The following is a 21,085-nucleotide window of genomic DNA, read 5'->3' on the forward strand; positions in this document are numbered from 1 at the left end:
AATTCTCAATTACCCTTCACCCAAATTTGTGCCATGAAACTCACACAAGGAAAAATCAACGAACTCCTCTCTGAGACTGCCTGTGAGCATAATCATCATCATCACAAAGATGGGCAGAAAAAGAACAAGGCTTGCTTACAACAAGCCCAACCAGGAGCCGCACAAGGCGGATGTGCCTTTGATGGTGCATCGATCGCCCTCGTCCCAATTACCGATGTCGCCCATCTCGTCCATGCACCGATCGCCTGTGGTGGGAATTCTTGGGGTGCAAGAGGTAGCCTGTCGTCAGGTTCGACCATGTATAAAATGGGCTTTACCACCGACCTCAGCGAAAACGATATTATTTTCGGTGGTGAGAAAAAGCTCTACAAGGCAATTTTAGAAGTTCAGCAACGCTATCAACCTGCGGCGGTGTTTGTGTATAACACCTGTGTGACTGCCCTGATTGGTGACGATCTCGAAGCGGTCTGTCAAAAAGCAACCGAAAGAACAGGTATTCCCATTGTTCCCATTAATTCACCGGGGTTCGCTGGAACCAAGAATTTAGGAAATCGCATGGGCGGCGAAGCTTTATTAGAATATGTAATTGGCACTGCCGAACCAGAATATACCACTCCCTACGATATCAATCTGATTGGTGAATACAATATCGCAGGTGAAATGTGGAGTGTGCTGCCCTTATTTGAGAAATTGGGCATTCGCGTATTATCGAAAATTACAGGTGATGCCACCTATAAAGAAGTTTGTTATGCTCACCGTGCGAAACTGAATGTTCTCATCTGTTCCAAAGCATTAATCAATGTCGCTCGGAAGATGGAAGAGCACTATGGCATTCCCTACACCGAAGAGTCTTTTTACGGGATTGCCGACATGAATCAATGTCTACGCAATATTGCCGCAAAATTAGGCGATCGCGACTTACAGGATCGAGTCGAAAAGCTGATCGCCGAAGAAGCCGCCAACCTCGATCGCGAACTTGCACCCTATCGCGATCGCCTTAAGGGTAAAAAAGTTGTTCTCTATACAGGCGGGGTCAAAAGTTGGTCAATCATTTCCGCCGCGAAAGATTTGGGTATGGAAGTGGTTGCCACCAGTACTAAGAAGAGTACAGAAGAAGATAAGGCAAAGATTCGTGCCTTGCTGAGCAAAGATGGGATCATGATGGAGAAAGGGAACGCCCAAGAATTGCTCAAAACCATTGCGAAAACCCAAGCCGATATGTTAATTGCAGGTGGGCGTAACCAATACACTGCACTCAAAGCACGCATTCCTTTTCTCGATATCAACCAAGAGCGTCATCATCCCTATGCTGGCTATGTGGGCATGATCGAGATTGCTAGAGAATTAGAAGAAGCTCTATATAGTCCAATTTGGGCGCAAGTCCGTCAACCCGCACCTTGGGAAGATCCCCTTGCGTTCAGCAAGGCTTTATTACTGGATGGAGATATATCACAAGTTAAAACCGATATCGTTGCATCGAAAAAGTCAGTTACTGTCAATGCTCTCAAGCAAAGCCAGCCTCTCGGTGCATCCCTTGCTTTTCTAGGATTAAAGGGAGCAATGCCATTAATGCATGGTTCCCAAGGCTGTACTGCCTTTGCAAAGGTGCAACTCGTCCGCCATTTCCGCGAAGCAATTCCCCTTGCTACCACGGCGATGACGGAAGTTACCACAATTCTCGGTGGTGAGGACAATATTGAGCAGGCGATTTTAACCCTAGTGGAAAAGGCAAAGCCCGAAATTATTGGACTCTGCACCACAGGCTTAACGGAAACTCGCGGCGATGATATGGATGGTATTCTCCGAACCTTCCGTCAGAAACATCCTGAGCTTGATCAACTAGCGATCGCCTTTGCTTCGACTCCCGATTTCCGAGGTGCGTTACAGGATGGCTATGCAGCAGTAATTGAGAGCATTGTGCGATCGCAAGCCCAAGAAGGCATCAAAGATCCGCAACAGATAACAGTCTTAGCAAGTTCTGCCCTAGCCCCTGGGGATATCCAAGAGATTAAGGAGATCATTAATTCATTTGGACTATCACCAATTTTCATTGCCGATCTTTCGAGTTCGATGGATGGACATTTGAGCGAGAGTTATAGTCCCGTCACTACAGGCGGAACGACGCTAGAGCAAATTCAGAGTGTTGGTAGTTCTGTATTTACCCTCGCTTTGGGGGAAAGTATGCGAACTGCGGCGACAATTCTGCAAGAGCGCTTTGGTACTGATTATCAAGTATTCGATCGCCTCACGGGGCTAGGTGCAACCGATCGGATCTTGCAACAACTCTATCAATTGAGTGGAGTTGACGTACCTGAGAAATATCGCTATCAAAGACAACAACTCCAAGATGCGATTCTTGATACGCACTTCTATTTCGGTCGCAAGCGCGTTTCTCTCGCCCTAGAACCCGATCTGCTCTACAGCGTCGCTTGGTGGCTGTCAGAAATGGGCGTAGAACTGCAAGCTGCCGTTACCACGACGCGATCGCCTTTATTAGAGAAGTTACCGATCGCGGAAGTGACGATTGGCGATCTCGAAGATTTTGAAAATCTCGCCGCAGGTTCCGATCTGATGGCAACCAATTCTAACGGAAAGAGAGTTGCTAAGAAATTAGGAATTCCCCTTTACCGTTTAGGCTTCCCCATTCTAGATCGCTTAGGTAATGGACATCGCAGCATCGTCGGTTATCGCGGCACGATGGAACTACTTTTTGAGCTTGGCAATATTTGGCTAGAAGCCGAAGAATCCGCTCATCCCAATATTTTAGTGAAACAAGGAGAATCGTAATGAAGGTTGCTTTTACCACAAGCGATCGCATTCACATTAATGCCCACTTTGGCTGGGCTAAAGAGATTGATGTCTATGAAGTCACGACTGAAGGATATCAATTTGTGGATACGCTCAGCTTCAAAGGTGAGTTAAAGGAAGATGGCAACGAAGACAAACTCGTTCCCAAAATTGAAGCATTAGCTGGTTGTACCATCGTCTATGTTTCGGCGATCGGTGGTAGCGCCGCCGCCCGTCTAATTCGCAAGCGGGTTACACCGATTAAAGCGAAGTCGGAAGAGGAAGAAATCGCGGAGGTACTAAATAAATTGGTACTAACCCTGCAAGGCAATCCTCCCCCTTGGTTGAGAAAAGCCCTGCAACCACCAGTCCATGATTTTGATGATCTAGAGACGGGTTGAGAATTGGAAGAGATCCCCCCTAACCCCCCTTACGAAAGGGGGGAAAGAGTCAAATTAATTCTTGATTCTCCCCCCTTTACAAGGGGGGCTGGGGGGGATCTCAACCTCCAAACGCAGCCAAAAGCTTAGCCCCAACAGTAAACACTAAAAGGAGAACTCTATGACCGCAACAATTACTCTAACTTCTACTACAGAAACTGCTCCTGTAAATGGTGCAGAAGTAATTAAACAAAGCCCATTTTTACAGGCACTAGTCCAGCAAATCCGCGTTAACGATGGTTATGGAACCTATCGCAACTGGGCAGATGAATTGCTACTCAAGCCCTTCATTCTCACCAAACAACAAAAGCGCAAAATTTCCGTTGACGGTGAAGTCGATCCGATTACCAAAGGTCGAGTTTTTGCCTTCTACCGTGCGATCGCCCTTCGCATTGAGCAGCAATCTGGGCATCTTTGCCAAGTAGTTGTCGATCTTAGTCATGAAGGCTTTGGTTGGGCGTTGATTTTCTGTGGTCGTCTGCTGGTAACAACTCGCACTTTGCGCGACGCTCAACGTTTTGGGTTTGACTCACTAGAGAAGCTAGGCGAAGAAGGTGAAAAACTTGCCCAAAAGGGTGTGGAATATGCCACCAACTTCCCTGAAGTTGCCAAAGCCTAAATCAATCTTAAACATACCGAGAAAAGATTATGGTGCAAGTGATAGATACAGCGATCGCTGGTCTTGGTATTGATGAACTCAAAACTAAGATCAAGCGGCTGAACAGCAAGGCAGGTCAAATGAAAATGGATCTGCACGATCTCGCGGAAGGGCTACCCACCGACTACGAACATCTGATGGACGTAGCAGCCAAAACCTATGACATCTTTCATCAAATTGATGGACTGAAGAAACAATTAATCATCCTCGAACAGAATAGGAGCGACTGATATGGTTGGTACACTTAGCGAATTTCGGAAATTGACCGATGCGGAACAGTATTTCGAGTTTTTCGATCTTGCCTACGATGCACAGGTTGTAAATATCAATCGCTTACACATTCTCAAAAAATTCTCGCAGTCTTTGGAAGAAATCGACAATAAACTTGTCGAAGCGGCTGAAGAAGAAAAGCTTGGTTTTTATCGAGAAGCTCTAGAAAATTCCTATGCTACTTTGCAAAACTCTAACGCGATCGAGCAGAAGCTGTTTAAAGTTTTTCATCAGAAGCCACAGAATATCGTCATGTTGAGCGACATAGGTACGGATGAGGAGGATGAATAATCATGATCTCTCTAACACCTACAGAAATAGAACGTTATCGCCGCCAAATGATGCTGTCTAACTTTGGCGAAGAAGCGCAACAAAAACTCAAATCTTCCACAGTTTTAGTAACGGGTGTGGGCGGATTAGGTGGCACAGCCGCTCTCTATCTTGCTGTTGCAGGCATTGGCAAACTTATCCTCGTTCGTGGTGGAGAGCTGCGTCTCGATGACATGAATCGCCAAGTCCTGATGACCGATGACTGGGTTGGGAGTCCTCGCGTTTTCAAGGCGCAGGAAACCTTACTTAGCATCAATCCTGACGTGGAAATTGAAGCGGTGAATGACTATGTAACTGCCGAGAATGTGGATGCACTTGTCCAGTCAGCCGATATTGCCCTTGATTGTGCCCACAACTTCACTGAACGCGATCTGCTCAATGCTGCTTGTGTCCGTTGGCGATGTCCGATGGTAGAAGCTGCCATGAACGATATGGAAGCCTATCTCACCACCATCGTTCCCCATGAAACGGGATGCCTATCTTGTTTATTCCCCGAAAAGCCCGATTGGGATCGACGTGGGTTTGGGGTTCTTGGTGCGGTGTCAGGGACTTTAGCCTGTTTAACGGCTCTGGAGGCAATTAAATTCTTGACAGGATTTAGTTCGCCATTGTTATCACAGCTTTTGACGATGGATCTAGGACGATTAGAGTTTGCCAAACGTCGTACCCATCTTGATCCAGATTGTCCCGTATGCGGACATCAGAGAAACAAGCGATCGCCAGTTCCAACGACTAAGAAAGTCACTAGCCAGCGCATTCCTTCTTTCGCAAAAATGCTAGTTCAAACTTCTTCCCATTATTAGGGAGTGCGGTGTAAAGCACCTGACTCTCTTAACCCCAAAATTTCAAGGAGATTTCTATGTCAATTATTCTCACCGAAAAAGCTGAATTACGCTTACGCACTTTCCTAAGAGGCACAGGCGATCGCACTACCAACAAGGGCATCCGCCTTGGTGTAAAAGATGGTGGTTGCAACGGCTATCAATACACCCTAGACATCACCAACAAGCAAAAGCCTGACGACATTGTGGAACAGCTAGGCAAGGTGCGCGTTTACATCGACTCTCAAAGCGCTCCATTACTCAATGGTGTCGTTGTCGATTACGTTGACGGCTTGCTAGAGAGTGGCTTCAAGTTTGAGAACCCCAATGCGACGGGTTCCTGCGGCTGTGGTCAATCCTTCCAAGCTGGCGACTGTACCCCTGCGGCTGTACCTTGCAGCTAGTTACGGATATCTCGTCTACGGTCAAAGGTTTGATCCCCCTCAATCCCCCTTAAAAAGGGGGAAGAAGATAATTAATTCTTATTCTCCCCCCTTTTCAAGGGGGGCTGGGGGGGATCTAAACCCTAAACCGTAGTTAGAAGACTTCACCCATCAAAATTGCAATTATTTCAGAGGTTTTAAATATGGCTACATACAACGTGCGACTGTACAACAAGAAGAAACAGATCGACGAGACCATTTCTGTAGATGAGGACACAACTATTCTTCAAGCCGCAGAGGATGCGGGAATAGAGCTTCCATCTTCTTGTAATGCAGGATCTTGTTCCAGTTGTGTTGGCAAAGTAGAACAAGGCACTGTCAATCAGGAAGATCAGAATTTTCTGGATGATGAGCAGATCGAGAAAGGATTTGCCCTCCTTTGTGTCGCTTATCCCCGTTCTGACTGCACGATTCGTACACATCAAGAACCATATCTTGTTTAGATTTAGGAGCAAATTTAATCATGGCAACTCTAACTGGTTTAACTTTTGGTGGTAAGCAATGGCTACCCAACTTTGTTCAAGCGATCGACCAACATAAGTGTATTGGATGCGCTCGATGTTTTAAGGCATGTGGACGTGGAGTTCTCGGACTCAAGGGCGTAAATGATGAAGGCGAATTTGTGGATGATGAAGATGAGGATGAAATCGAGAAGAAGGTAATGACGATCGCTAATGCGGCTAACTGCATTGGCTGTGAAGCTTGTTCGCGAGTTTGTCCAAAGAACTGCTATACCCACGCTCCTTTATCTTTAGCGATCGCCTAGAGGTTCCTATGATTAGTCTTTCTTTCCACCGCATGAATAGCAAAGATTGGATTGTCACCGATGACGGACATTGCGAATCTCGACCTGCTTCTAGGGAGTGGGACTTAATCAGGGAAAAATATTATTTCCATGAGTTCCTAACCGAGATTATCAATTTGCTGCGGAACATTTCCAATGAGGAAGACGAGTGGAATTATTTACCACAAATTCGGATGCGCGTTAGGCAGTTAGTGATCAACTCCTATTGGTTGCACACTCAATATCCAGAACCTTCTCCAAAAACTGGGATGGCAACGCGGACTTTATACAATGAGATTGGTTATCCGCTCACCGTACAGACCGCAACCTTTGCGCCGAATGTCTCCTCAAATATCCATAATCACGGTACATGGGGAGTGGTAGCAGTCCTCAAGGGGCAGGAAAAACATACTTTCTGGAAGCGCGTTGAAGATCCGCAGTTCCCTAACAAAATCGAGATGGTGGGCGAGAAGATTCTCAAGGCGGGCGAAATCATTAGTTTTACGCCTCATGCAATTCATCAAGTCACCGCCATCGGTAATGAACCCGCCTTTAGCTTCACCATGTATGGCGATCCGCTACCGCGATCGCGTTTCATTTTTGACACGAACAAACACACTGCAAAACCATTTTAGTAGATACAGCGCTTTGCGCTGTATCTACTAACTGAGAAACCTATGGCAATCATCATTTTTTATGAGAAACCTGGTTGCGTCAACAATACCAAGCAGAAGGCAATTCTCCATGCTGCTGGTCATGCTGTTAAGGCACGAAATCTCTTGACGCAATCTTGGAGTCCTGAAACTTTATACCAATTTCTTAAGGATCGACCTCAATGGGAATGGTTTAATCGCACGGCTCCACAAATTAGGGAAGGTGAAATTGTGCCTGAGAAGCTCGAGCAGCAGACCGCTTTAGAGCTAATGGTCAAGTACCCGATTCTCATTCGTCGTCCACTAATTCAAATTGGCGATCGCTATACCGTCGGATTTGATTTAGTCAAGCTCAACGCATGGATGGGATTGAGGGAACCTCAACCTAGTGTTAAAGACTTAGATCTGGAAACCTGTCCACGCATGGTTACTAATCGGTGATTGGGAAATGTCAAATAACAATAAAGCAACTGAAATCCAAAGCTTGACTGGATTAACTTTAGGGCATTTTGCAGATTTAATTCGCCTGACCCAATTAATCTTTGATCCGACTGGAGGACTGCCACATAAAACTGTAGATGTGGATTGGAAAATGCTTGGTATTCCTAAAGGGGTTGTCAATAATCTCTGGATGCTCGGTAAAAAATATCAATATGCTTCTCCCTATATTGCAATCGATTTGGTTTGGGAGCAGTTAACTCCAGAATCTCGTAATTGGATGATGGAGAACAAACGCAATCTCTGGAAATTAGAAGAATATTTCCCTGCTAGGGATGAGGATTAAATGAACTTAACAAAAGAAGAAGCTCAAGCTCAATCAGAACGCCAAAATCTCTATGCAGCGTTGATTGACAAGTTGTTTCAATGCCCTAATGGCGGCGAACCTGAAGTTCTCAATCTCCATAGTGATTTGCTTGATGAAGGGCTAATCAAAATGATGATTCAGGTGGCAACTTACTACGCTCACCACGACAATCCCGATGCAGCAAAATTTTTAATTCATATAGCAAGGGAGTTGTCTAAGCAATTGGGTTTATATCCAACTGAAGTAGCTAGTTAATATTGGATAATTAGTAATTGGTAAATTTAAAGAAAGTAATTTGGTGTTTAAACCTCAATATTAAATGCTTTTAATTGCTTTTAAAATGCCAAAAAATTAGCCAATAGTTTGCTGAGTTAACTTTATCTAAAATATCTAAATAAGGAGCTTAAGCTCCTTATTTATGCTGACTTTTAAAGTTTTTAACTATTTGTATTTATTGCTATTTTTAATACAAAATATAGTTAAGAAATGTAGTAGAAAATGCAAAATTTGCTTCGGAAGAATTAAGCTAAATGATGTCGTTAATAAAGGTCAGCTTTTATGTTAAAAGCATCTGATATCATGACTCAAGAGGTCGTACTTGTGAGCGGTTCTGCAACCGTTGCCGAGGCGATTAAGCTGATGAGGCTGAAGGGAGTTCGTACATTGATCGTAGACATCCGTTCGACCGAAGATGCCTATGGAATTGTGACGCAAACTGACATAGTCTATAAGGTGGTTGCCTATGGGAAAGATCCAGCCGCCATGCGGGTTTACGAGATCATGACTAAACCCTGTATTTCCGTCAATCCTGATCTAGGGGTGGAGTATGTTGCGCGTTTGTTCGCTAATACTGGTATCCGTATTGCACCTGTAATTCGAGAAGGCGTGCTGGGAACAATTTCTCTAACCGATATCCTGAATAAGGGAGACTTCCTAGAAAAGCCCAAAGTGGTCGTGGCTCGCAAAGAATTGTCCCGTGCGATCGAGGAAGCAAAATCCACTTGTGCTGGCACTGGAATTGCATCGAAGGAATGTGCTGCTGCTTGGGCGTTGGTCGAAGATATTGAAGCAGAAATGATTTATCAGAGCGGTGCAGAAGTCCCTGACAAAACAGCATTCCAGATTTACTGTGATGAACATCCTAAAATTTTCCAAGTTCTTGGTACTGGACAACTAGTTGGTAACGGAGCTGCGCGTTAATCTAGATGTCTGTGTAGATTAGGTTAGAGAGAGCTAAACATCTAATTGAATAGCTCTCTTTTAGCAAAAAGTAGTGTAGTTATTCCCATAGAATAAATCAATGATTGATTCTTCTGAGAAAAGTACGGTTGATCGTGATTGGTCGGCATATTATCAAGCTGTGGCAGGTCGTCCGCCTCGCGATACTTTACTAAAAGCGCTAGATCTCTTCGATCTAGGAAAATACCCGAAATCATCCCGATTTGCTGTTGATCTTGGTTGTGGCGATGGGCGCGATACGGTGGAACTGCTCAATCGAGGATGGCAGGTATTAGCGATCGATGGGAATGAAGAGGCGATCGCTAAGCTATACGATCGCAAGGACATTGATACAACATGGCTAGAAACTCAGGTGATGCGCTTTGAGTCAATTACTCTACCAAATTCTGTAGATCTAATTAATTCTAGCTTCGCCTTACCCTTTTGCCGTCCTGAAGATTTTCCTAACTTGTGGAATAAAATCACCGCATCACTGCGAAGCGGTGGCAGATTTTGTGGTCAATTATTTGGCGATCGCGATACTTGGGCGACGACTTATCCCAATATGACCCATTATCCAAAAGATAAAGTTGTGGAGCTACTTCAGTCTTTTAAGGTGGAATATTTTGAAGAAGAGGAACATCATGGGGAAACTGCTATTGGCGAACAGAAATACTGGCATATATTCCATATTATAGCTAGTAAGAAGTAGTCAAAGCAGATAGATAAAGCTTCATTCCATAGATCTGCATAAACCAAGTTTTGTAATTCATCTAAAAATTTATAAGGAGAAATAGCGATGAAAATTAGCGCTCGTAATTCTTTCAAGGGCATCGTTAAGAAAATTACTGTCGGTGCTGTCAATGCTGAAATTTCGATTGAGATTTCTTCTGGAGTAGAAATTACTTCCATTATCACCAAATCATCTGCTGAAGCACTTGGTTTGCAAGAAGGCAGAGAAGCATATGCTGTGGTTAAGGCTTCAGACGTGATGTTAGCGATCGATTAGCAACGTTTTTTATTCTATTAGAGTTGTAGGATGTGTTAGCGATCGCGTAACGCATCATTTGTGGTTATTGAGTGCGTTACGCTGACGCTAACACACCCTACGAGATCTAAAAAAAATATTTCTATTGGAGGTTCCAATGAACAAAAAAAAAGTCATCACTTTCCTATCTCTGATCGTTGTCACCCTATGCACGATCGCAGGATGTAGCTTCTTAACACCAACAATCGAACAGACAAGTAAACCAAGCACATCAGCAGTTCCTCCAGTCAAACAAGAGAACGTTCAATTAACTGTTTCGGCAGCAGCTAGTCTCAAGGAAGCATTAGGCGAAATTACGCCTTTATATAGCAAAGCAAAATCCAATGTTGCCATTCGCAATAATTTTGGAAGTTCAGGCGATTTGCAACAACAAATTATTAATGGCGCTCCCGTTGATGTCTTTATTTCTGCTGCATCTAAGCAAATGGATGAATTACAGAAAAAAGACTTAATTGTTGCTGATACCCGACGCGATTTATTAAGCAATCGTCTGGTATTAATTGTGCCTGCGGATAAGAGTGATACTAGTGATTTGAAAGACTTAACTAAAGCTAATGTCGAACGAATTGCGATCGGTGATCCTCGCAGCGTTCCCGTAGGTCAATATGCCGAGCAAGCCCTGACGAAACTAGAACTATTGCAAGATGTGCAATCAAAATTTGTCCTAGGAAATAACGTGCGGCAAGTGCTGCAATTTGTCGAGTCGGGCAATGCTCAAGCAGGAATCGTCTATGCAACCGATGCGAAAACTTCCACTAAGGTTAAAGTAGTGCAAGTTATTGATGCTAAACTTCATAAACCGATTGTCTATCCGATCGCAGTTTTACAAAAAAGCTCTAACCAACCGAGCGCCAAATCCTATCTAGAATTTCTATCCAGCGAACCAGCCAAGACTATTTTTGAGAAATATGGATTCAGTACCCTTTGATTTCTCTCCATTTTGGATATCCCTAAAGGTGGCAACTACGGCCATCTTTTTTACATTCTTTTTAGGAATTACCGCAGCTTATCGACTTCTTGAATATCGCGGTAAATGGAAAACAGTACTTGATAGTATTTTCCTTGCGCCACTGGTGTTACCGCCCACCGTCGTTGGTTTTCTATTACTGCAATTATTTGGACAATATGGCTGGATGGGAAAGTTTTTACAACTCTTCCGTTTTAATATCATTTTCACTTGGTATGCAGGCGTAGTCGCGGCAATCGTCGTCACTTTCCCCCTAATGTATAAAACTGCTCAAGGTGCATTCGAGCAGGTGGACGAAAATTTGTTGCGAGCCGCGAAAACCCTTGGTGCTTCTGAATTGCGAGTCTTCTGGCAAATAGCCTTGCCTCTTGCCTTCCCTGGAGTTTTAGCAGGAGCGATGCTTGCTTTTGCAAGAGGCTTAGGCGAATTTGGCGCAACCTTGATGCTCGCAGGAAATATCCCCAAGCAAACCACCACGATTCCCCTCGCCATTTATGCTGCCGTAGAAGCAGGCGCAAATCAAGAAGCTTGGCTATGGACGGGGATCATTTTATCGATGTCTTTTTCAGCGATCGCTACTGCACATTTCTGGTCAAACAAAAGAGAGCAGGGGAGGGAAAAAGGAAAAAGGAAAAAGGAAAAAGTTCAATCGAATTACGAATTACGAATTACGAATTATCAAGAGGGTTTGGTAGTCGATATTGAGAAGCAATTACCTGAGTTTGATTTGCAAATTGCTTTGCATTGTGTTGATCGATCAATCGGTATCTTGGGCGCATCGGGTACAGGAAAAAGTATGCTGCTCAAGTGTATTGCGGGGATGGAAACTCCATCAAGTGGGCGGATTGTCATCAATGGTAAGGTTTTATTTGATAGTGCGAAGAAAATAAATTTACTTAGTCGCGATCGCAATATTGGTTTCCTATTTCAAAATTACGCTCTATTTCCGCATCTGACCGTTGCACAAAATATTGCTTTTGGCTTGCCCAAGGGATTAACGACATTACAAATCAAGCAAAAAGTATCTGAACAATTACACAGTATTGAGCTACAGGGATTTGGCGATCGCTATCCGCATCAACTTTCTGGCGGTCAACAGCAACGTGTTGCCCTCGCTAGAGCTTTGGTCAGTCAGCCCGATATTCTCCTGCTTGATGAACCATTCTCGGCACTTGATACACACCTTCGTAGTCAAATGGAACGGGAGCTAATTTCTGCGCTTAGCAATTATTCAGGAACTACTTTATTTGTCACCCATAACATTGAGGAAGCCTATCGTATCTGCACAAATTTGCTGATTTTAGATCGCGGTCAAGTCATGAGATATGGCGAGAAGTCCGATGTTCTCGAAAATCCCTCTAATCTAGAAACAGCAAGGCTGACGGGCTGTAAAAACTTTTCGCGTATTAACCTAATTATGTCTGATCGTGTCGAAGCGATCGATTGGGAATGTAAGCTACAAGTCAAAGATGATGCGACAAGCTTACCAACTCATATAGGAATTCGCGCTCACCATATTGCTTTTTTAGAGAATTCAGCCAAAAATGATTCGCCAAATATAATTCCCTGTTGGTTAGTTCGCACTACAGAAACACCACACCGTATGACTTTATACATTAAGTTAAATACTCCTCCCAACCATGATTGGGACTACCATCTGCAAGCAGAAGTATTTAAAGAGAAATGGTTTGTGCTTAAAGAATATTCTCAACCTTGGCAAGTTTATCTCGATCCTGCACAACTATTTTTGGTCTAATAGCAAAACACGAAATGGCTTATCCATTTCGTGTTTTGCTGTAATCTATATTTTCAACGCTTGGCGGATTAACTGTTGTTCATTGTGCTTAGCCTGAAATCTACCGTTTTCTACATCTCGAATCCAACTTTGACTCTTCCCAATTTTCTCCGCTAAGGTGCGCTGACTAATTTGTAAATCTTTCCGTAACGAAGCAATTTGTTCTCCTGAAAGTAGTGATTGAGGAGAGTTTAGGATTTTTTTGCCAGAACTCTTGTTTTTTTGTCTAGATGACTGATTTTGCGATCGCTCAATTTTTCTTCTTTTGCGGGAAAGCTCCGCAGGATGTTCCCAATCAGCGAGTAAATCAAAGGATAGAATTCGAGCATTGATCAGCATTTGCCACTTGCCACGTGGGCCAATATCGGTGAGCCGTAAGTTGCCACTGCCATCATTGATCCAGAACTCTAGAGCGGCCTCAGCATCATCAGGGATATCCGCCAGTTTCGACCATAGCGGTTGAATCTCTACAGGATAGCTAACGGGGTCGAATATAGGCTTGAGTCCATAGCGATTTACAACTTCTAAATCACTCTCAAACATTCTGAGTAAGCGTTTCCTTTCTTCCCTTTGAGTCACGGCTTGATTTACCCGATCTTCGCCATAGGCAACCCGCATCAGGGTCAGCACCATAATGCGTTGTTGATCTCCCATGCGGGTTTTAAATAGCAACCAGAGCAACATCCGCGCCGCTCCTTCATGTTGTTGCCAAATGCTCATAATTGCCCCTAGCAGAGACTTTGGCAGGGTACTATATTGATAAAAGGATCTTCCTGCATGGCATTCCTTTTTATTCAAGAAATATTGCGACCAAGCTCCTGCTTTTACTTTAAAAGTTAGCCCAACTAGATGTTTACATCCCTCTTCGTCTTCATGAAAATGATGTACGATTTCTAATAAATGCCAAAGTGGACTTTCTGGCAAAGAGAAAGCTCCAACTTTGCCCTGTGTCGGCCAATCAATTTGGGCTGTAATCCAACATGGTTGTATGGCGAGAGTCTTAATCAGATTTAACTTCGTTGATTTCGTCAAATCTTTGCGCTTATCTAAACCAAGATATTCTTCAATTTGACGATCGCTAATTGTAAATTCTTGCTCCCAAGGTTTTTCTAAGGTTGTGGCATGGGCTGCATAGATTAAGTGCATACAGGTAGCACGGATATCGAGAGTGTCTGATGCAAGGATCGTTTGAGCTTCAATATGCGATCGCGGATAACTAAAATTGATGATATTGTTTAAGCGCAATGCGATTTTGCCTTTGCCCTGACTGACCGCTCGTTCGTATACCAAAGTCCCTTTCTCATCTAAGTCCCAAGCTAAGGATTGTCGTTGAGCCAGTAAATTACAAGCTTCCCAAATGGCGATTGCTGAAGCGAAGGGAGCGCTGACTCCATTAGCAAACAAACTAGGGCTAACTGTAAAGGGATTTTCAATGGATTTCACTCTGCCTTTTTTGGGTTGTAGTGGTAGAGAAGCCCCAATGCTGCAAGCACTGACACATAAAGGTTCGGGCGCATATCCTTCACAGTTATTGCATAAAGCTGGATCGATCCAGTAATTACCTTGCTGAATTGAAATTGCTCCCGTCGGACAAACAGATATACAAGAAGAACAGGCAGCACAATCACTGGATATTTTATAAGCCATAGCGACAACACCAATATTCTTTGAGAATTTTTGACACTATACTTTCAGTCACCTAACAACTTGCAGGTCAATTTAAAGGTGATAAAAATCTCTAAGGTATAAAGAATTTGTATTAAGTCTTTATACTTAGATAAGTGTTTGTAATTCTGTTCATAGTGAGCATCAAATTAGGCTTTAGATTTCCTTAATATTTCAACCTTATATGTTGATATAAGCCTTTCTTTGCTGATACAAAAAGTTAGTAAACCCCTTTGTTTTTAAACCTTTGCTTACTTTTCAAATACCAATCATAGTCAGTCTCAATTTGTCGATAACGGCTTAAACCCCTATCAAATCTTACTAGGATTGTTTTGGATTTTTGACATTAGCTTGGGACTTAGCGATCGCTCTACAAAAACTGAATTGTAATGTTTAGTAACCTTATAGTTAGGTATAAGTTCAAACCTATGTAAATCTAGGTGCAAGGTATTTACTTTCTCCCACAACAGCAGCAGTTCTAACAAAATCTAGACCAAACTATGCACGCACTCTCAATTCCAACTTGGATCATTCATATCCTCAGTGTGACGGAGTGGATTGTGGCAATTTGGTTGGTTTGGATCTATGCCAAGGTCAGTCAAAATCCAGTTTGGCGAGGATTTGCGATCGCCATGTTGCCTGCTCTCGTCAGCGCTATCTGCGTCTGTACTTGGCATTTTTATGACAACGATCCATCTCTGGCTTGGCTAGGCACTATCCAAGCCACTATGACCTTACTCGGCAACTGTACTTTGATGGTGGCGGCATGGTTTTTATGGAAACAATCTGTTCAATCTCGCTAATGGATGCAGAATAACAACGATGATTTCTAAAGATACTCTTTTTATTCTGTCACTGTTTCCATATTTGGGATTTCTCTGGTTGCTAACGCGATCACAGAAAGCGCCAAAGCTAGCACTGATTGGGTTTTATTGCACCTTGCTATTTGTTGGCGTGACCATTCCTGCGGGAATCTATACCAAAATCGTCTATGGAACTTCGCTCTCCAATGTCGATTGGTTGCACGGTACTGCCGAGTCCTTCTTAACTCTATCAAATACCCTAGTTGTGTTGGGATTTCGTCAAGCGATCTTGCGATCGCCAAAGCTCAATTAATTAAAGTGATGAAGTCCTGCGCTTCGCGCAGGACTTCATCAAGCCTGAAACATTTTTAGCCAAGCAGGAAAAAGCTATGCGTATCTTGATGATTCAACCTAACTACCATTCTGGCGGTGCAGAAATTGCAGGAAATTGGCCGTCCAGTTGGGTTCCCTATGTAGGTGGTGCATTAAAGACCGCAGGTTTTACGGAAATCCGCTTTATCGATGCCATGTGTAACAACATTGGTGATGTGGAATTGGCAATCGAGATTAAAAAATATCAGCCCGATGTGGTGCTATGTACTGCGATCACGCCGATGATTTATAAATCACAGGCAACTTTAAAGCTTGTTAAAACTGTTTGTCCAGAAGCGAAAGCAATCATGGGCGGTGTGCATCCTACCTATATGTATCGTGAAGTGTTGAGTGAGGCTCCTTGGGTGGATTACATCATTCGGGGTGAAGGGGAAGAAATTACGGTGAATCTGTTGAGGGCGATCGCGAATGTTACGGATATACAAGAGCGCCGCAATATTTTAGGAATTGCCTTTTTAGAAGATGGCAAAGTTGTCGCTACACCCGCCCATCCACCTATTAAGGATTTGAATACGCTTACTCCTGATTGGAGCTTATTGGATTGGGATAAATATATTTACACGCCTCTGAATACTAGAGTTGCAGTTCCCAATTATTCACGGGGCTGTCCATTTCGTTGTCGGTTCTGCTCGCAGTGGAAGTTTTGGCGTAAATACAGATCGCGATCGCCCAAGCAATTTGTCGATGAAATCGAACGGCTAGTCAAGAATCACAATGTCGGTTTTTTCATTCTTGCTGATGAAGAACCAACGATTAACAAATCAAGGTTTGTTGCCCTCTGCAATGAGTTGATCGATCGCAACTTAGGCATTCACTGGGGTATTAATACGCGAGTTACCGACATTCTGCGCGATGAGAAGGAATTACCGCTTTATCACAAGGCTGGCTTAGTTCATGTATCTCTAGGAACCGAGGCTTCGGCTCAACTGAATCTGAATCTATTCCGTAAAGAAACCACGATCGCCGATAACAAACGGGCGGTGCAATTGCTTCGTGATAATGGCATTCTTGCGGAAGTGCAGTTCATTATGGGGCTGCCAAACGAAACTCCTGAAACCATCGAGGAAACCTATCGTATGGCAAGGGATTGGAAAGCGGACATGACCAATTGGAATATGTACACTCCTTGGCCCTTTGCCGAACTCTTCCAAGATTTGCAAGATAAAGTGGAAATTCGCGACTACTCCCACTACAACTTTGTCACGCCAATTATCAAGCCCGACAATATGAGTCGTGAGGATGTTCTGAAGGGAGTACTTCGCAACTATGCTAGATTCTATTCTTGGAAGTTCCTCGAATATTGGTTTGAGAAAGATTCCTTCAAACGGCGTTATCTCTTGGGCTGTCTCTGGGCATTTGTGAAGACGACGCTCAACAAGCGCTTCTATAATCTCGATCGCGTCAAGCAAAAGGGCTTGCATACGGAAATTGATTTTGGCTTCGATGAGGCTCGCATCTTGACACCCGAACAAATGGCGCTCATTAAAAAAGGACAGGTTGGCTCCGCCGATATTGATTTTGTCGGCACGATTTCCGCCTGTGGTGCGCCCAATGATATCGCCCTTGATTCCTATACCAAAGAGCAGGTCGTCAAGAATGATGTGATTCAAGTGGCGGTAGTGGAAGCCGATCAGCAAACGCGGATCGATCTGCGGGTAAATCTGCGATCGCAAGCGGGTATCGAAGTTGCGAGTGAGGCAACTAATGGCGAAACAGGACTGGTCATTCTCGAATCGATCGATGTGGATGTTGCCGTTGTCGATGCGGCGCTTCCAGACATGAATCTAGTAAAGTTTCTCCGTTCTGCGCGGAGAGTCCAAGAAAATTCCTACGTGATTCCCTCAAAGATTTTGATATTAGTGACTCCCGAACAAAGCACGATCCTATGCGAGGCGATCGCTGCGGGTGTAGATGGCTTCTGTCTCAAGGATTCCCCCATTGAAAAACTCGCAGAAGCAGTACATATCACCCATAAAAAAGGTCGCTATGAAGATCCTGCGATCGCGCCTCTTTTGGAAAATGTTGTTCCTGTTTAAGCCTGATAATTTAGCGATCGCTGATATTAGTGGAAAAAGCAAACCTACCTCAGCGATCGTGTTGATCCGAGATATCTGAGTCTATAGCAATCACCGTCTGCTTGGAGTTTATATTGGCGATTTGAGTAGTTAATTGCTTTGATGTTTTACGAAAGGGACTAAATGCATCATAAAATCGCGCTTACCTATTGGTGCTTCTGCCATACGCAGGATATCGTACGCAGTCGTCATATGGAAGTAAAAGTTTGGCATCAGAAAATCATCTACATATGAGAGTCCAGATAATTCGATGTATAGACCTTGCCCAAGTTCGATTCGCTTGACATCTGAAAGCGTAGCATCGGTAACATTGATACTTGCCAACAACTCCTTAGTGGATGAAATGTGACCACGAGCCTCATCTAAAGATGCTACGTCGGGGGGCAAGTTGTTAGCTGGCTGTCCTAAGCACCACAATGCAAAGTTGCGAGGCTGATTGCAAGTAAATACGATTTGTGTGCCGAAAGGAAACATATCGGGCGCTATGCGACGCTGCAATATAGACTCCACATCTTCTCCGAAATAACTCTCCGATACTGTTAAGAGATGGCTTAACGTATCGAGCCTTGAAATGAAGATATTTTGTAGTACTTTGATCTTCTGATTTTCCATGCGATTTCTAAGAATACAAGTTGTAATGCAATTACAGTTTAATTACTTTCACAGTAAATCTTATTTTAGAAACCATTTAAGAATTACTTTCTGCGGTCAAAAGCTCTAAGAGATCCCCCTCAATCCCCCTTAAAAAGGGGGAAGAATTTAATTCTCCCCCCTTTTTAAGGGGGGCTGGGGGGGATCTAGACAATTCTTAAATGGTTTCTTAAAGACCGACTAAGTTATCACGATGAATTACGGTTTCTTCGCCATCAAAGCCAAGTAATTTAGGGATATCTTCTGATTGGGAGCCGAGAATGCGAAGAATGTCACTGCTACTGTAGTTAGAGATGCCTCTGGCAATTTCTTTGCCATCACGATCGCATAGACTCACAGACTCATTTGCTTCAAACTTGCCATCTACTTGGGTTATTCCCGCAGGCAATAGCGATCGCCCTTTGCCAATAACCGCAGTCACGGCTCCGTCATCTAAAAATAGCTTGCCTAAAGGAACCATGCCATAGGCAATCCAACGTTTACGGGCATTAACTGTTTTGGGCTGAGCCGCAAATTGTGTGCCAAAGTTTTCGCCATTGAGAATTGCTGATAGACGTTCAGGAAAAGCTCCTCGCGTAATCACAGTTCGCACTCCTGCCGCCGAAGCAATTCTGGCTGCATCAAGTTTTGTGGTCATACCGCCAGTTCCCCATTGAGTCCCACCACCTTGAACTCCTAGTGCCTGCTTCTCACCGATCGCTTGCCTAAGGTCTTGTAGTTCTGAATATTCTACATACTCAATTGGCTTTGCATCAGGATTTTGACGAGGGTCGTCAGTATATAAGCGATCAACATCGGTTAATAGAAATAACCAATCTGCTTCGACCAAACTAGCAACCAGAGCTGAAAGTGTATCGTTATCACCAAACTTCAACTCATCAACTGCAACCGTGTCATTCTCATTCACAATTGGCACAACTCCCATCTCTAGCAATTCATGGAAAGTCGCATGGACATTCATGTAATGCTGCCGCTGGATCAGATTCCCTCGCGTTAATAAAACTTGAGCAACAGGCTGTTGTAATGAACCAAAAAAGTCATCGTAAATCCTAATTAATCGTCCTTGTCCTACAGCCGCCACTGCTTGCTTTTTAGAAATTTTGCGGGGACGTTGTTTCAGACCCAGTCTTCCGCAGCCAATTCCTACCGCGCCCGAAGACACTAAGACAACACTATGTCCATCTCGTCGCAAATGCACGATCGCTTCAACTAACTTGGCGATAGTCGCTAGTTGCAAATCACCTGATTCGGGATGACTAAGACTAGATGTGCCAATTTTAATAACAATGATCTGCGGTTGCATCTGTAAAGGGTAGGATAAAAAATCTAGTGATTTTTCATCCTACCGTGCTTTGTGCTGAAATAAAACCCAGTATTTTTGTTGAGAGTGTTGCAAAGCAACACTCTCAACAAAAATACTGGGTTTCGGTTATTCATAATTTGCTGTAACTAGTTTTTAATAACCGATCGCAGCGAGATCAGGATGGAAGCTGCCAACTTTGAGGCGATGAACTTCTGTTTCCATTACTCCATTAGGATAAAGTCGTAAATGACGGAATCCAGGAGGCTGACTATCAATTTGGAACTTGTTGTTTTTGGGCTGAAACTGAATACAGGTTGAAGGTGTCACCAGACAGCGAACAGAATTATGAGGTGTTTCATAAATTTGATCAAAATCTTGATGAGCATGTCCATTCAAGACGACTTCTATTTGTGGATGGCGATCGCAAATTTCCCAAAACTGATCCTGATTTTCCAAGCAAATCCCATCGATCCATTTCGAGCCTAATGGCACGGCAGGATGATGAAAGGCAATTAAGGTTGGGCGATCGGGATAAGCACTCAGAGTATCTTCTAGCCATGCTAATTCTGAATCTGCTAAATGTCCGTGAACTGCGTCAACGACAACGGAGCTAAGCAACAAAATTCTCCATTGACCAACATTTAGAGATCGGCTTAGATGTACATATTCGCTAGGTAAATGAATTTGCATTAAGGGCAAATCATCATGATTACCTGCTAAACAATAGCTATGAATACCATACTTATCAAGAGTTCGACGCAAGCGAGCATAGGATGCTACACTTCCATCTTGAGTTAAGTCCCCCGTCAAAAGCAAGAAATCGATCTTTGGTAAAGTCCTTTTAATATCAGTTAAAACTTCTTGAAAAGAATTTTCAGTCTGAATACCCACCAAAGAACCTTCGATATCTTCAAATAAATGAATATCGGTTAACTGTGCAATAGAAACAAAACTACCGTAATTCATCACATTTTTCATACTACATAGCTCGTCCAAATAAGCTTTAAGTAGCAACTATTTATTTCCATACTAATTTCTTGAGATGCTTTGATCAATTTAAGAAATCAGCATCCGCTCAGCCCATAGAGCAGATAACTAGAAAGCTAATCTGTTTATTTATCTTTTTTTACAATATTTTAAGATATTGTCAAAAAAGTAAAAGCAAAAACTATATTT

The 21,085-nt window shown here is 43.4% G+C and carries 25 protein-coding genes; 21 read left to right on the forward strand and 4 right to left on the reverse strand.

Annotation, left to right across the window (positions count from 1 at the left end; genetic code table 11):
- Window positions 1–33 precede the first annotated feature (33 nt).
- From CQ839_RS14075 to modB, 18 genes are all read left to right on the forward strand, one after another.
- On the forward strand, window positions 34–2,787 hold the full coding sequence (locus CQ839_RS14075) for a bifunctional nitrogenase iron-molybdenum cofactor biosynthesis protein NifEN (RefSeq protein ID WP_103668910.1): 2,754 nt from the start codon (window positions 34–36) through the stop codon (window positions 2,785–2,787).
- Window positions 2,787–3,188, forward strand: coding sequence for a nitrogen fixation protein NifX (gene nifX / locus CQ839_RS14080; protein WP_103668911.1), 402 nt, complete (start codon window positions 2,787–2,789; stop codon window positions 3,186–3,188). The genes CQ839_RS14075 and nifX overlap by 1 nt, the downstream gene beginning before the upstream one ends.
- Before the next feature lie 160 nt (window positions 3,189–3,348).
- Window positions 3,349–3,846 carry a NifX-associated nitrogen fixation protein gene (locus tag CQ839_RS14085; RefSeq protein ID WP_103668912.1) on the forward strand — a complete coding sequence of 166 codons (498 nt, stop codon included), beginning with the start codon at window positions 3,349–3,351 and terminating at the stop codon, window positions 3,844–3,846.
- A 29-nt stretch (window positions 3,847–3,875) separates the two neighbouring features.
- Entirely contained in the window at window positions 3,876–4,115 is a 240-nt protein-coding gene (locus tag CQ839_RS14090; RefSeq protein ID WP_103668913.1) for a CCE_0567 family metalloprotein, read from the forward strand.
- Window position 4,116: 1 nt separating this feature from the next.
- Window positions 4,117–4,446, forward strand: a complete 330-nt coding sequence (gene nifW / locus CQ839_RS14095) for a nitrogenase-stabilizing/protective protein NifW (protein WP_103668914.1) — start codon at window positions 4,117–4,119, stop codon at window positions 4,444–4,446.
- Between the two features lie 2 nt (window positions 4,447–4,448).
- The gene (locus tag CQ839_RS14100) at window positions 4,449–5,288 is read left to right on the forward strand and encodes a HesA/MoeB/ThiF family protein (RefSeq protein WP_103668915.1); all 840 of its coding nucleotides are present in this window, start codon (window positions 4,449–4,451) and stop codon (window positions 5,286–5,288) included.
- 56 nt (window positions 5,289–5,344) lie between these two features.
- Entirely contained in the window at window positions 5,345–5,710 is a 366-nt protein-coding gene (locus tag CQ839_RS14105) for an iron-sulfur cluster assembly accessory protein (protein WP_103668916.1), read from the forward strand.
- Between the two features lie 182 nt (window positions 5,711–5,892).
- Complete coding sequence (locus tag CQ839_RS14110) at window positions 5,893–6,192, forward strand: 2Fe-2S iron-sulfur cluster-binding protein (RefSeq protein WP_103668917.1); 300 nt, start codon at window positions 5,893–5,895, stop codon at window positions 6,190–6,192.
- A gap of 20 nt (window positions 6,193–6,212) precedes the next feature.
- Window positions 6,213–6,515 carry a ferredoxin III, nif-specific gene (gene fdxB / locus CQ839_RS14115; RefSeq protein WP_103668918.1) on the forward strand — a complete coding sequence of 101 codons (303 nt, stop codon included), beginning with the start codon at window positions 6,213–6,215 and terminating at the stop codon, window positions 6,513–6,515.
- Between the two features lie 32 nt (window positions 6,516–6,547).
- Window positions 6,548–7,168, forward strand: a complete 621-nt coding sequence (locus CQ839_RS14120) for a cupin (protein WP_103668970.1) — start codon at window positions 6,548–6,550, stop codon at window positions 7,166–7,168.
- A 42-nt stretch (window positions 7,169–7,210) separates the two neighbouring features.
- Entirely contained in the window at window positions 7,211–7,627 is a 417-nt protein-coding gene (locus CQ839_RS14125; RefSeq protein WP_103668919.1) for an ArsC/Spx/MgsR family protein, read from the forward strand.
- A gap of 7 nt (window positions 7,628–7,634) precedes the next feature.
- Window positions 7,635–7,970 carry a hypothetical protein gene (locus CQ839_RS14130; RefSeq protein WP_103668920.1) on the forward strand — a complete coding sequence of 112 codons (336 nt, stop codon included), beginning with the start codon at window positions 7,635–7,637 and terminating at the stop codon, window positions 7,968–7,970.
- Window positions 7,971–8,246 (forward strand): hypothetical protein, encoded by a 276-nt coding sequence (locus CQ839_RS14135; RefSeq protein ID WP_103668921.1) that lies wholly within the window; start codon window positions 7,971–7,973, stop codon window positions 8,244–8,246.
- A 303-nt stretch (window positions 8,247–8,549) separates the two neighbouring features.
- Window positions 8,550–9,191: a CBS domain-containing protein gene (locus tag CQ839_RS14140; RefSeq protein WP_103668922.1), complete on the forward strand. Its 642-nt coding sequence runs from the start codon at window positions 8,550–8,552 to the stop codon at window positions 9,189–9,191.
- A 100-nt stretch (window positions 9,192–9,291) separates the two neighbouring features.
- Window positions 9,292–9,921, forward strand: coding sequence for a trans-aconitate 2-methyltransferase (locus tag CQ839_RS14145; protein WP_103668923.1), 630 nt, complete (start codon window positions 9,292–9,294; stop codon window positions 9,919–9,921).
- Window positions 9,922–10,008: 87 nt separating this feature from the next.
- Window positions 10,009–10,218: a molybdopterin-binding protein gene (locus tag CQ839_RS14150; RefSeq protein ID WP_103668924.1), complete on the forward strand. Its 210-nt coding sequence runs from the start codon at window positions 10,009–10,011 to the stop codon at window positions 10,216–10,218.
- A gap of 136 nt (window positions 10,219–10,354) precedes the next feature.
- A complete protein-coding gene (modA, locus tag CQ839_RS14155; protein WP_103668925.1) occupies window positions 10,355–11,185 on the forward strand; it encodes a molybdate ABC transporter substrate-binding protein in 831 nt (276 codons plus the stop codon).
- Window positions 11,166–12,980 carry a molybdate ABC transporter permease subunit gene (modB, locus tag CQ839_RS14160; protein ID WP_103668926.1) on the forward strand — a complete coding sequence of 605 codons (1,815 nt, stop codon included), beginning with the start codon at window positions 11,166–11,168 and terminating at the stop codon, window positions 12,978–12,980. The genes modA and modB overlap by 20 nt, the downstream gene beginning before the upstream one ends.
- 45 nt (window positions 12,981–13,025) lie before the next feature.
- On the opposite strand, the gene CQ839_RS14165 is transcribed toward modB, so the two are convergent.
- Complete coding sequence (locus CQ839_RS14165; RefSeq protein ID WP_103668927.1) at window positions 13,026–14,666, reverse strand: 4Fe-4S binding protein; 1,641 nt, start codon at window positions 14,664–14,666, stop codon at window positions 13,026–13,028.
- A gap of 518 nt (window positions 14,667–15,184) precedes the next feature.
- Here CQ839_RS14165 and CQ839_RS14170 point away from each other — a divergent pair.
- The 3 genes from CQ839_RS14170 to bchE all read left to right on the forward strand — a co-directional run bounded on the left by CQ839_RS14170 (window position 15,185) and on the right by bchE (window position 17,916).
- Window positions 15,185–15,487, forward strand: a complete 303-nt coding sequence (locus tag CQ839_RS14170) for a DUF2499 domain-containing protein (protein ID WP_103668928.1) — start codon at window positions 15,185–15,187, stop codon at window positions 15,485–15,487.
- 19 nt (window positions 15,488–15,506) lie between these two features.
- Window positions 15,507–15,800: a DUF3593 domain-containing protein gene (locus CQ839_RS14175; RefSeq protein ID WP_103668929.1), complete on the forward strand. Its 294-nt coding sequence runs from the start codon at window positions 15,507–15,509 to the stop codon at window positions 15,798–15,800.
- Window positions 15,801–15,876: 76 nt separating this feature from the next.
- On the forward strand, window positions 15,877–17,916 hold the full coding sequence (bchE, locus tag CQ839_RS14180) for a magnesium-protoporphyrin IX monomethyl ester anaerobic oxidative cyclase (RefSeq protein ID WP_103668930.1): 2,040 nt from the start codon (window positions 15,877–15,879) through the stop codon (window positions 17,914–17,916).
- Window positions 17,917–18,045: 129 nt separating this feature from the next.
- Here the strand turns inward: bchE and CQ839_RS14185 are convergent, their stop codons facing one another.
- The 3 genes from CQ839_RS14185 to cpdA form a co-directional block, all read right to left on the reverse strand.
- Window positions 18,046–18,567, reverse strand: coding sequence for a DUF1993 domain-containing protein (locus CQ839_RS14185; protein ID WP_103668931.1), 522 nt, complete (start codon window positions 18,565–18,567; stop codon window positions 18,046–18,048).
- A gap of 208 nt (window positions 18,568–18,775) precedes the next feature.
- A complete protein-coding gene (gene proB / locus CQ839_RS14190) occupies window positions 18,776–19,909 on the reverse strand; it encodes a glutamate 5-kinase (protein ID WP_103668932.1) in 1,134 nt (377 codons plus the stop codon).
- Window positions 19,910–20,062: 153 nt separating this feature from the next.
- Window positions 20,063–20,887: a 3',5'-cyclic-AMP phosphodiesterase gene (gene cpdA, locus CQ839_RS14195; protein WP_103668933.1), complete on the reverse strand. Its 825-nt coding sequence runs from the start codon at window positions 20,885–20,887 to the stop codon at window positions 20,063–20,065.
- Window positions 20,888–21,085 lie beyond the last annotated feature (198 nt).

This window comes from Pseudanabaena sp. BC1403 (genome assembly GCF_002914585.1).
Lineage (GTDB): Bacteria > Cyanobacteriota > Cyanobacteriia > Pseudanabaenales > Pseudanabaenaceae > Pseudanabaena.

Coding starts and splice junctions, on each gene's coding strand:
- CQ839_RS14150 (WP_103668924.1), top strand. CDS start 10,009: ATGAAAATTAGCGCTCGTAATTCTTTCAAGGGCATCGTTAAGAAAATT.
- CQ839_RS14140 (WP_103668922.1), top strand. CDS start 8,550: ATGTTAAAAGCATCTGATATCATGACTCAAGAGGTCGTACTTGTGAGC.
- CQ839_RS14120 (WP_103668970.1), top strand. CDS start 6,548: ATGAATAGCAAAGATTGGATTGTCACCGATGACGGACATTGCGAATCT.
- CQ839_RS14130 (WP_103668920.1), top strand. CDS start 7,635: ATGTCAAATAACAATAAAGCAACTGAAATCCAAAGCTTGACTGGATTA.
- CQ839_RS14145 (WP_103668923.1), top strand. CDS start 9,292: ATGATTGATTCTTCTGAGAAAAGTACGGTTGATCGTGATTGGTCGGCA.
- CQ839_RS14105 (WP_103668916.1), top strand. CDS start 5,345: ATGTCAATTATTCTCACCGAAAAAGCTGAATTACGCTTACGCACTTTC.
- CQ839_RS14110 (WP_103668917.1), top strand. CDS start 5,893: ATGGCTACATACAACGTGCGACTGTACAACAAGAAGAAACAGATCGAC.
- modB (WP_103668926.1), top strand. CDS start 11,166: ATGGATTCAGTACCCTTTGATTTCTCTCCATTTTGGATATCCCTAAAG.
- CQ839_RS14085 (WP_103668912.1), top strand. CDS start 3,349: ATGACCGCAACAATTACTCTAACTTCTACTACAGAAACTGCTCCTGTA.
- CQ839_RS14075 (WP_103668910.1), top strand. CDS start 34: ATGAAACTCACACAAGGAAAAATCAACGAACTCCTCTCTGAGACTGCC.
- CQ839_RS14185 (WP_103668931.1), bottom strand. CDS start 18,567: ATGGAAAATCAGAAGATCAAAGTACTACAAAATATCTTCATTTCAAGG.
- fdxB (WP_103668918.1), top strand. CDS start 6,213: ATGGCAACTCTAACTGGTTTAACTTTTGGTGGTAAGCAATGGCTACCC.
- CQ839_RS14125 (WP_103668919.1), top strand. CDS start 7,211: ATGGCAATCATCATTTTTTATGAGAAACCTGGTTGCGTCAACAATACC.
- CQ839_RS14135 (WP_103668921.1), top strand. CDS start 7,971: ATGAACTTAACAAAAGAAGAAGCTCAAGCTCAATCAGAACGCCAAAAT.
- cpdA (WP_103668933.1), bottom strand. CDS start 20,887: ATGAAAAATGTGATGAATTACGGTAGTTTTGTTTCTATTGCACAGTTA.
- CQ839_RS14100 (WP_103668915.1), top strand. CDS start 4,449: ATGATCTCTCTAACACCTACAGAAATAGAACGTTATCGCCGCCAAATG.
- CQ839_RS14170 (WP_103668928.1), top strand. CDS start 15,185: ATGCACGCACTCTCAATTCCAACTTGGATCATTCATATCCTCAGTGTG.
- CQ839_RS14090 (WP_103668913.1), top strand. CDS start 3,876: ATGGTGCAAGTGATAGATACAGCGATCGCTGGTCTTGGTATTGATGAA.
- bchE (WP_103668930.1), top strand. CDS start 15,877: ATGCGTATCTTGATGATTCAACCTAACTACCATTCTGGCGGTGCAGAA.
- nifX (WP_103668911.1), top strand. CDS start 2,787: ATGAAGGTTGCTTTTACCACAAGCGATCGCATTCACATTAATGCCCAC.
- proB (WP_103668932.1), bottom strand. CDS start 19,909: ATGCAACCGCAGATCATTGTTATTAAAATTGGCACATCTAGTCTTAGT.
- CQ839_RS14175 (WP_103668929.1), top strand. CDS start 15,507: ATGATTTCTAAAGATACTCTTTTTATTCTGTCACTGTTTCCATATTTG.
- CQ839_RS14165 (WP_103668927.1), bottom strand. CDS start 14,666: ATGGCTTATAAAATATCCAGTGATTGTGCTGCCTGTTCTTCTTGTATA.
- nifW (WP_103668914.1), top strand. CDS start 4,117: ATGGTTGGTACACTTAGCGAATTTCGGAAATTGACCGATGCGGAACAG.
- modA (WP_103668925.1), top strand. CDS start 10,355: ATGAACAAAAAAAAAGTCATCACTTTCCTATCTCTGATCGTTGTCACC.